At 68.1% G+C, this 7,725-nt stretch carries 6 protein-coding genes and 1 pseudogene; 6 read left to right on the top strand and 1 reads right to left on the bottom strand.

What is annotated here, in order from left to right:
* Positions 1-403: 403 nt before the first annotated feature.
* The 4 genes from VED21_RS19250 to VED21_RS19235 all read left to right on the top strand — a co-directional run bounded on the left by VED21_RS19250 (position 404) and on the right by VED21_RS19235 (position 4,568).
* Entirely contained in the window at positions 404-2,476 is a 2,073-nt protein-coding gene (locus VED21_RS19250) for an ATP-binding protein (RefSeq protein ID WP_324884992.1), read from the top strand.
* A 53-nt stretch (positions 2,477-2,529) separates the two neighbouring features.
* Positions 2,530-3,246 carry a hypothetical protein gene (locus VED21_RS19245; RefSeq protein ID WP_324884990.1) on the top strand — a complete coding sequence of 239 codons (717 nt, stop codon included), beginning with the start codon at positions 2,530-2,532 and terminating at the stop codon, positions 3,244-3,246.
* 73 nt (positions 3,247-3,319) lie between these two features.
* Positions 3,320-3,934 (top strand): DedA family protein, encoded by a 615-nt coding sequence (locus tag VED21_RS19240; protein ID WP_324884988.1) that lies wholly within the window; start codon positions 3,320-3,322, stop codon positions 3,932-3,934.
* A gap of 46 nt (positions 3,935-3,980) precedes the next feature.
* Complete coding sequence (locus VED21_RS19235; protein WP_324884986.1) at positions 3,981-4,568, top strand: transcriptional regulator; 588 nt, start codon at positions 3,981-3,983, stop codon at positions 4,566-4,568.
* A 42-nt stretch (positions 4,569-4,610) separates the two neighbouring features.
* Here the strand turns inward: VED21_RS19235 and VED21_RS19230 are convergent, their stop codons facing one another.
* Positions 4,611-5,129 carry a helix-turn-helix transcriptional regulator gene (locus VED21_RS19230; protein ID WP_324884984.1) on the bottom strand — a complete coding sequence of 173 codons (519 nt, stop codon included), beginning with the start codon at positions 5,127-5,129 and terminating at the stop codon, positions 4,611-4,613.
* Positions 5,130-5,662: 533 nt separating this feature from the next.
* Here VED21_RS19230 and fliF point away from each other — a divergent pair.
* Together fliF and VED21_RS19220 are read left to right on the top strand one after the other, a co-directional pair.
* On the top strand, positions 5,663-7,333 hold the full coding sequence (fliF, locus tag VED21_RS19225) for a flagellar basal-body MS-ring/collar protein FliF (protein ID WP_324884982.1): 1,671 nt from the start codon (positions 5,663-5,665) through the stop codon (positions 7,331-7,333).
* A gap of 1 nt (position 7,334) precedes the next feature.
* A pseudogene (locus tag VED21_RS19220) lies at positions 7,335-7,725 on the top strand (flagellar assembly protein FliH); the annotation flags it as partial.

The following is a 7,725-nucleotide window of genomic DNA, read 5'->3' as shown; positions in this document are numbered from 1 at the left end:
GGGCCACCAGCTTGCGCGTGAAGTCGTCGTCCTCGACCAGCAGGATTCGCAGGTCGCTGATGCTGCGCGGCGTGTCGATGCTGGCGTCCCAGGTCATTCCCGATGCCCCCGTCCCGCGGCCCCACCCGCGGGTGCTCCCCCAATGCAGGTAGAAAACCCGATGCATCCTTCGCTTGTCCAGGTTTTCCGTGCGGCGGCAGGCCGCGGCGCAGGCCACGCGTCGTGCGCGTGAATGGCGTGGCATTCGCCCGCGCGAACGCTTATCGTCGGGCACCTTCGCCGCAAGCCACCCGCCGCCGTGCCCCCCTCCCCGTCCGACCCTCCCGCCCGTCCCCCGTTCATGGCCGTGCCCGCTCCCGATGCGCCCGCTACGCCCGATGCGGGCATCCTGGGGCCGGAGGTCATGGACAAGGTGATGGAGGCGACCAGCGCCGGCATCACGGTGACCGACCCGTCGCGGCCGGACAATCCGCTGGTCTACTGCAACCGCGCCTTCCTGGAGATGACCGGCTACTCGGCGGGGGAGCTGCTGGGCCGCAACATGCGCGTCCTCCAGGGACCCGACACCGACCCGGCCGCCGTGCGGGCGATCCGCGCCGGGCTGGAGAGCGGCACGCCGGTGGCGTTGGAGATCCTCAATTACCGCAAGGACGGCACGCCGTTCTGGAACGCGCTGACGGTGCGGCCGATCCACGGGCCGGACGGGGGCGTGCGCTGGTACGTCGGTTCCTCCATCGACGTGACGCGCCAGCGCCGGTCGGAGCAGGAGCTGCGCGACGCGCAGGAGCAGCTGACCAAGCTGGCCGCCGAGACCTTCGCGCTGGCCGAGGACCTGGACCGCGCGCGCGAGGAGGCGGACGCCGCCCGCATCAGCGCCGAGAACGCCAGCACCGCCAAGTCGCGCTTCCTGGCGATGATGAGCCACGAGCTGCGCACGCCGATGACCGCGGTGATCGGCATGGGCGACCTGCTGCTGGGCACGGCGTTGAGCGATCAGCAGAAGACCTTCGTCAAGACGCTGCGCTCCTCGGCCGACACGCTGCTGGCCATCCTGAACGACATCCTGGACTTCTCCAAGATCGAGGCCGGGCAGCTGGCGCTGGAGGAGATCGACTTCTCGCTGGAGCGTCTGGTCGAGGACGCGGTGCAGCTGTTCCTGGTGCGCGCCGCGGCCAAGGGGCTGACGCTCAGCGCCTCCATCGCCGACGGCACGCCGGCCTTCGTGCGCGGCGACCCCACGCGGCTGCGGCAGGTGCTGTTCAACCTCGTTTCCAACGCCATCAAGTTCACCGAGCACGGCACCGTCGAGGTGTGCGCCTGGAGCCCGGAGGAGGACGAGGGCGGCATCACGCTGCGCTTCGAGGTGGCCGACACCGGCATCGGCCTGACGCCGGAACAGCAGGGCCGCCTGTTCGAGGCGTTCGTGCAGGCCGACGCCTCCACCAACCGCAAGTACGGCGGCACGGGCCTGGGGCTGGCCATCTGCAGGCGCCTCGTCCAGGCCATGGGCGGCGAGATCAGCGTGACGAGCGAGCCCGGCCGGGGCTCGGCCTTCCGCTTCTCGGTCCGCGTGCGGCCGGCGCAGGGCACGCCGACCGGCGATCTGGCGGTGCGCCCGCCGGTGGAGACGCTGGCGCTGATCGGCGGGCACGCCGCCGGTGGCGCCGCCGGGGCGGTGAAGCCGGCGGTACCGTCGTTGCGCGTCCTGCTGGCGGAGGACAACGACATCAACCGCATGCTGGTCTCCACCATGCTGACGCGCATGGGGCACCGGGTGGAGGCGGTGGCGGACGGCCGCGCCGCGCTGGAGGCGCTGCAGGACAACGGCCCGTTCGACCTGCTGCTGCTGGACATGGAGATGCCGGTGCTGGACGGCGGCAGCACGGCGCGCGCCATCCGCGCGGCGCCCGCCCCGCTGGCGCAGCTGCCGATCATCGGCCTGTCGGCCGACGCCCTGCCCGAGCACCGCGAGCGGCACATGGCGGCCGGCCTCGACGCCTACATGACCAAGCCGATCGAGTGGGACGCGCTGGGCGCCCTGATGCTCGAACTCGCCACCCGGCCGCCGGAGACGCGGCGCGCCCCGGTGCCGGAACCGGCGGCCGGCGGGACGGGCCGCTTCGCCCACCTGCCGCTGGTGGACCGCGTCAAGCTGTCGGAGCTGCGCGTGGCGCTGGGGGCCGAGAGCCTCGCCGGCATGCTGCGGCTGATGCCGGAGACCTGCCTGCGCGAGCTGTCGGCGATCCGCGACGCGCACCGGGACGGCCGTTCGACGGACGTCAAGCAGGCGGCGCACACGCTGGCCGGGCTGGCCGCCAACTTCGGCACGCCGCGCCTCGCCGCCGTGGCGCGGGCCATCAACGACCAGTACACCGACGCCGGGCAGGTGGCGGCGCTGCTGCCGCAGCTCGAATCGGCGGTCGCCGACACCAACCGCAAGATCGCCGACCCCGACGCGGCACAAAGTTTGGGGTAAAGCCTACCCGATATCAATATATCGCCGTGCCGCCAAAATGGAGAGTTGCGACCATGCGTGTACTTTCGTTGCGAATTATAGCTATTTTTGCTTGCTTTTTTTATTCTTTTGTCGCCCAAGCCGATTCGGCAATCCTAAAATACAAAGAGGGATTGGCCTACCGGGGACATATTGAGCTGCCGCGCTTTACCATTCCATTGCCGCCGGGCGTTTGGCAACTATCAGCCGCGAATGAAAAGAGAAACAACAACAATGACAATATATTGAGCCTCACTCTGGCCAAAACTGAGTCTGGGATATTATCTTCATGGCTCGTTATTGACACGAACGTAGACCCTGCTTCTTGGGGTTGGGTTTTGCCGCAGTGGTGCAGCAGGAAAGATGTTTACTATTCAGTTTTAGAAGCATACTACAAACACGAACAGGATTGCAGGTGGCTAAACCACATAGTTTGGGAGCAAACAGACAGCTACACGCCCTCCGTTGGTAAAAACATTAGGAATTTCGCAAGAGCAAACAATATTAAATTTCCTCGCCTGGGTATTTCCGAGTGGATTTATCTCGCCAACGAGAGATCTTTCCTTACGGTAAATTTAATAACGAACCCAGAGTCCCTGGGCTTTTCCGTTGACAGCGAAACAACATGGGCGAGCAGCCCTTGGCATAAGGATCTTGTCCTGCAAGATCCAAAGCGCTTAGCTGTGATGAACACGCTGAAGCAGCATTTAGACGAGTACAGAGAAAAGCTCAAAGCTGCTACGCGGCTATAGCAGGGGCAACGGAAAGGCACCTTTCGGCTACGTCCGGGTTTACCTCCCCAACGGCTGCTGCGTGGAGGTGCGCGTGTTCGACTGGATCACCCGGACGGTGGAGGCGACCGGCCACGCCGGCATCTTCCTTCTGATGCTCGTGGAGACCGTGTTCCCGCCGATCCCGTCGGAGCTGGTGATGCCGCTGGCCGGCTTCGTGGCGGCGCGCGGCGGCCTGACGCTTGTGGGCGTGGTGCTGGCCGGTACCGCCGGGTCGCTGCTGGGCACCACGCTGTGGTACTGGCTGGGCAGCCGGCTGGGGGCGGACGGGCTGAAGCGGTTCGCCGGGCGGCATGGGCGCTGGCTGACGCTCACACCGGACGAGATCGACCAGGCCTGCGGCTGGTTCAAGCGCCATTGCGGGGCGGCGGTGCTGTTCGGCCGCATGGCGCCGACGGTGCGCACGCTCATCTCCGTGCCGGCCGGCATCGTCGGCATGCCGATGCCGCGCTTCCTCCTCTACTCCGCCATCGGCTCGGCGGTGTGGACGGCGGCGCTGGCCGGGGCCGGCTACCTGCTGGAGGACGGCTACACGGCCGTGTCGGGCTATGTGAACCCGGTGTCCAACGCGGTCTTCGGCGCCATCGCGCTGTGGTACCTGTACCGGGTGGTCACCTTCCGCCGCCGCGTCGCACGGCCCGGCCGCTGATGGGCGCACGTTGTCGGCGTGCCGGGCGATCTGCTAAGGGTGGACCATGACCCGCCGCCGCACCCGCACCCCCGATCCCGACCAGTACGACCTGCTCGACGTGCCCGAGCCGACGGCCGTGCTGATCACCTACTCCGGCCGCACCGTCGACCTGGAGACGCCGGACTTCAGCCGCTTCGAGGTGGAGGACATCGCCCGGCCACTGGCCTACCAGTGCCGCTTCGTGGGCAACACGCGGGTGTTCTTCTCGGTGGCGCAGCACTGCGTGATGGCGAGTTACCTGTGCCCGCCGGACTTCGCCTACGACGCGCTGATGCACGACAGCGAGGAGGCGTTCACCGGCGACTGGCCGACGCCGTGGAAGGCCCGCATCGGGCGCGAGGCGATCCGGCAGGCGATCGCCCCCATCAAGGTGGCGCTGGCCAAGCGTTTCGGCTTCCGCCATCCGGAGCCGAAGCCGGTGAAGGTGGCCGACCAGCGGGCACTGGCGACCGAGCTGCGCGACCTCTGCGCGCCGCACCGCGTCAACTGGCAGGACCTGCCGCCGCCGGCCCCCGAGCCCATCGTTCCCCTGGGACCGGAGGAGGCGATGGCGGCGTTCCTGGCGCGCTACCGCGAGCTCAAGGGAGATTGAGCGGCGGGCTTACGCCCGCCCGGGGGCGACTGAGCGGCGGGCTTACGCCCGCCCGCCCGGCTGTTCGCGCGCGGCGCGGCCCCGGCGGCCGGCGGCGCGCATCAGTTCGCCCATGTCCGGCTGCTGGCCGCCCAGCGCCTCGCCCGCCTCGGCCATGCGCTCGGCCAGTTCGCGGATGGCGCCGCGGATCTGCGGGTCGCGGATGTTCTGGAAATAGCGCGCCAGCATCAGCGCCTCGCGCGAGCGCAGCGTGGTCTCGCTCTCCTCGCCGCCCGCGGCACCCTCGCCGGCCTCGGCCTGGGCGGTGCGCTGCTGCTCCAGCCCCTCGAAGAACACCGAGACGGGCACCCGGAAGAACTGCGCCAGCTTGTACAGCCGGCTGGCCGAGACGCGGTTGAAGCCGCGCTCGTACTTCTGGAGCTGCTGGAAGGTCAATCCCAGCGCGGACGCCACGTCGCTCTGCGACAGGCCGGCCAGCATGCGCAGTTCGCGCAGCCGCTGCCCGACGAACACATCGACCTCGTTGAGGCCTTCCTTCTTCTCACGACCGCGTTTTTTCACAGCTGTCCCCCACTGTCGCGCCGCGGCCGCCGCCTGGCCATGCGGCATTAATCGAGAATTGGGCGAGAATTGGGTCGGCGCCGGAGACGCCCCCGATCCGCTGGCACATAATCACTCAACAGCCGCTACGCATCGGTAATTCCCCGGCCCTCATGCCGACGTAACTATGTGCAGATCTATGCTCTGTCAACCGGAGCGCGCGCGAATACATCCGAAGACACACTTCTTTCCATCGCGTCTACTCCGTTCGTGGTGTAGTTCGCCACTTTCGATCAAGCGCCTTCGGGACAGGGTGGGTGATGGCCGCCCGTCGGCGGCGAAGCCGGGCGTTCCGGGGCGCGGCAAACGCGCGCGGGTAGGCATGTTTTGCCTAGCACTGGGCAAATTCTGCCCACGAATTAACACTCTCTTCATCAAGAAGTCCCTAGCATGCACGCCGTGATAGACCCCCGGCGCGGATTTTGCACACGCCATGCTGCGCGTGCGAAATGGCCTCATCCAGGCGCCGGGGGGCAGCCGCTCGGGGACGTCGCGTGAACAACCTGCTGCAGACCTTGCGCAATCTGGGGCCGGCGCGCCTTGCGGCGATCGGCGGCGTCGGCATCCTGCTGATCGGCTTCTTCATCTACCTGACCACGCGCCTCTCGTCGCCCGAGATGGAGCTGCTGTACGCTGAACTCCAGGCGTCCGACGCGGCGGCCATCGCCAAGAAGCTGGACGAGGCGAAGATCCCCTACAAGGTCGACAAGGGCGGCACCAAGATCAGCGTGCCCTCGGACCAGGTCGGCCCGGTGCGCATGAAGATGGCGGAGGCCGGCCTGCCCTCCGGCGGCTCCGTCGGCTACGAGCTGTTCGACAAGGGCGAGGGCTTCGGCGCCACCAGCTTCATCCAGAACATCAACCACCTGCGCGCGCTGGAAGGCGAGATGGCGCGCACGGTGGGCACGCTGGCCGGCGTGCAGCAGGCGCGCGTCCACCTCGTGCTGCCCAAGCGCGAGATGTTCGCCCGCACGCAGAACCCGGCCACCGCCAGCGTCTTTTTGAAGCTGAAGCCCGGCGCGCAGCTGTCGCGCGAGAACATCATGGCGATCCAGCACCTGATCGCCGCCTCCGTGCCGAACCTCGAGCCGACGCAGATCTCCATCATCGACGACAAGGGCAAGCTGCTGGCCCGCGGCATGGGCCAGAACAGCGAAAGCCTGCTGGCCGCCAACGCCGAGGAGAAGAAGACCGCCTACGAGGGGCGGCTCGCCCGCACCATCGAGGATCTGGTCGGCCGCACGGTCGGCTACGGCAAGGTGCGCGCGGAGGTGTCGGCCGACCTCGACTTCGACCGCATCAGCACGCAGTCCGAGATCTTCGATCCGGAAAGCCAGGTGGTGCGCTCCACCCAGACGGTGAACGAGAACAACGAGAGCCAGGACCGCGACCCGCTCCAGCCCGTCACCGTCGACCAGAACCTGCCCACCGCGCAGGCCAGCAGCAACAACAACAACGGCGCCATCTCCTCCAACAAGCAGTCGCGCAACGAGGAGACGGTCAACTACGAGATCTCCCGCACCAGCAAGACCCACGTCCGCGAGACCGGGCAGGTGCGCCGCCTGTCGGTGGCCGTGCTGGTGGACGGCCTGTACGTCCCCAACCCGGAGGGCGGCCGGCCGAACTACCAGCCGCGCAACGATCAGGAGATGGAGAGCATCCGCGCGCTGGTGCGCTCGGCCGTCGGCCTGGACGCGGTGCGCGGCGACACGCTGGAGGTGGTGAACATGCGCTTCACCACCCCGGAGGACGAATTCGCCAAACCGGAGGAAGTGTTCCTCGGCATGAACAAGGACGACCTGTTCCGCATCGCCGAGATGGTGGTGCTCGGCATCGTCGCCGTTCTCATCATCCTGCTCGTCATCCGCCCGCTGATCACGCGCGCCTTCGAGAAGGCCGACGCGCAGGACGACGACGAGATGGACAAGCTGCTCACCGACCAGAGCGGCATGCCCGCGGCCCTGGCCGGCCCCACCGGCGCGCTGGCCCAGGATCTGGCGCTGGAGGCCGCGCAAGCCGACGAGGAGCTGGAGCAGATGATCGACATCAACCGCGTCGAGGGCCGGGTGCGCGCGTCCTCGCTGCGCAAGGTCGGCGAGATCGTCGAGAAGCACCCGGAGGAAGCCGTCTCCATCCTGCGCAACTGGCTGTACCAGGAGAGCTGAGGTGAGTTCCGTCCGCAAGTTCACCTTCGACGAGTCGTTCGACGTCGACGCGCCGGGCCAGCCGTCGCTGGCCTACGCGTACGAGGAGGAACTGCCGCCGGAGCCGGAGCCCGAGCCGGAGATCCCGCCGCCGCCCACCTTCTCGCAGGAGGAGCTGGACGCCGCGCGGCAGCAGGGCTACGCGGAGGGTGAATCGGCCGGGCGCGGCGCCGGCTACGGCCAGGGCTTCGCCGACGGGCGCAACGCCGGCATCGCCGAGGGCGACGCCGCCGGCCGCGCCGCGGTGGAGAACGACGCCAACGTCCGCCTCGCCAACGCGCTGGACCGCATCGCGGCGGGCGTCGGCAACCTGATCGCCGAGCGTGACGCGCTGAACGCGGTGCGCCGCGACC

Source organism: Azospirillum sp., from assembly GCF_035627195.1.
Taxonomy (GTDB): Bacteria; Pseudomonadota; Alphaproteobacteria; order Azospirillales; family Azospirillaceae; genus Azospirillum.
The sequence above is the reverse complement of the archived record's forward strand: the minus strand, read 5'-3'. Positions and strand labels throughout refer to the sequence as shown.